At 67.2% G+C, this 1,964-nt stretch carries 3 protein-coding genes; 1 reads left to right on the top strand and 2 read right to left on the bottom strand.

Annotated features, from left to right (window positions below):
* Nucleotides 1–247: 247 nt before the first annotated feature.
* Together WA805_RS15820 and WA805_RS15825 are read right to left on the bottom strand one after the other, a co-directional pair.
* Complete coding sequence (locus tag WA805_RS15820; RefSeq protein WP_425239820.1) at nucleotides 248–832, bottom strand: hypothetical protein; 585 nt, start codon at nucleotides 830–832, stop codon at nucleotides 248–250.
* An 11-nt stretch (nucleotides 833–843) separates the two neighbouring features.
* On the bottom strand, nucleotides 844–1,260 hold the full coding sequence (locus WA805_RS15825) for an SRPBCC family protein (RefSeq protein WP_425242709.1): 417 nt from the start codon (nucleotides 1,258–1,260) through the stop codon (nucleotides 844–846).
* Nucleotides 1,261–1,450: 190 nt separating this feature from the next.
* Here WA805_RS15825 and WA805_RS15830 point away from each other — a divergent pair.
* A partial coding sequence (locus WA805_RS15830; protein ID WP_425242710.1) for a LacI family DNA-binding transcriptional regulator occupies nucleotides 1,451–1,964 on the top strand: 514 nt, incomplete at its 3' end.

Genomic DNA, 1,964 nt, shown 5'->3' on the forward strand with positions numbered 1-1,964 from the left:
CGCCCAGGTCAGCGTCGACGTCGGCGGTACAGGCCTGAGCGCAGTCAGTCAGCGCATCGATGGTGGCAGCCAGCACGCCGGCGTCGAGGCCGGAGGTGCGCGGGTGGCTGTCCAGCAGCTGCCTGGCATAACTCATGGCACCCTCCTCTGCGGGCGATACGGCAACTGTACCGGGGTAAGCGACGCAGGTCAGGTCATCATCGGGGGGTGCGGCGTGCAGGACTCGCGCGATTTCCGGTTAGCGCAGTTAAGCGGGCGGGACGGTCTTGCGCATCACGCAGTGGTTCTTGCCTTTGGGGCGCTCGTAGCCGAAGCCCGCCTTTTCGAACGTGCTGCGGGTAGCGCTGTAGAGGAACGAGGCCGAGATCTTTTTGCCCGCCGTGTCCTGCGGGTAGGCCTCCACGACTCCGCCGCCTGCCTGCGCGATCAGGTCCAGGGCCCCCTGGACCGCGACGGCGGCCACTCCCTCGTGCCGGTGATTGCGGTCCACGAAGATGCAGGTGAGGCGGTAGTCGAGCGGGGATTCAAGGCCGGCTTCGTATTCCTTCTTATGGAAGATGCTCGGGAGCTCTGCTGGCGGCCCGTACTGACACCAGCCAATCGCGACGTCGCCGTCGAAAACCAGCGCGGCGTGCGATCTTCCCTCGCGGACCAGGAACTCCTTGTAAGGCCGTCCGGCCTCAACGTCAGCGTCGAGGCCCACGTCCTTGCGGCGCGGATGAAACCACGTGCACCAGCACTGGCCGAACCCCATTCCGTTATGCTTCTCGCACAGCCGGGCGAAGGCATCCCAGGTCTCGGTGCTGAGCGGCTTGATCGTGTATTCGCTCACCGCACGCCTGTCTACTGGTCGGACACCCGCTGCCGCAAAGCGGTAAATGAGGCGGCGGTGTCGCGGCGCATCCGGGGCGCCAGCAGCCGCAGCAGCGGGCCGGACCCGCCCTGCACGTCGGCTCTTTTCACCAGCCGGACACATCCTGGGCCGGCCAGCTCGAGCAGGTGGCTGAAGGTGACCGTGCCCAGCGGCACCGGGCATTCGGTCACCCAGCGCCGCCCGGGATCGACCACGGTGACGGTGAAGGCCCCGCCCAGGTTGCCGCGCTGCTTGGCCCAGCCGCGTGTGCCCGGTTCGAACGGGCCGTCCAGCTGGGCGACCTCTTTGCTGACATCCCATTCGGGCCAGCGCGCCACGTCGGTCCACACCTTCCAGACCGCGTCCGGGTCAGCCTCGAAGACCGCCTCGTATTCGAACAGGTGCATGATCGTCTCCGCGGGAGCGGCACACGGATTCACACCGCAACCCAATGAATCAGAGTAGCCAGGTTAAGTAGCCGACGGCGAGAGTTGTTTGCTATTGAGCGGAAGCCAGGTGCTCGAGCGCGGCCAGGTTTGACACGTTCCAATATCGCGCCTCAGACTGTCTGTCAGTCCAGTCGAGAAGCGGGTCAACGTGCCTGTCAGCATCAGGGAGGTCGCCGCGCACGCCGGCGTCTCCGTCGCCACGGTCTCCAACGTGCTCAACCGGCCTGAAATTGTGGCTCAGCAGACCCGCGACCGGGTGAACGCGTCGATCAGGCAGCTCGGGTTCGTCAGGAACGAGTCCGCGCGCCAGCTGCGCGCCGGGCACAGCCGGACGATCGGGCTTGTCGTGCTCGACGTGGCCAACCCGTTCTTCACCGACGTGGCACGCGGGGTGGAGGACGAGGCCAGCAAGGCCGGACTGGCGGTCATCTTGTGCAACAGTGACGACCAGGAGCGCAAAGAGAAGCGTTACCTCGAGCTGCTGGAAGCGCACCGGGTGCAGGGCGTGCTGATCACGCCGGTGGCCGGCGCGGGGCCGCGGCTGGCCCGGCTGCAGCGGCGGGGCACCTCTGTGGTGCTCGTCGACAGCCGGTCGCCGTCCCGCGGCCAGTGCTCGGTCGCGGTCGACGACATGCTCGGCGGCGACCTCGCGATCTCGCACC

Source organism: Trebonia sp. (assembly GCF_049794275.1).
Lineage (GTDB): Bacteria > Actinomycetota > Actinomycetes > Streptosporangiales > Streptosporangiaceae > Trebonia.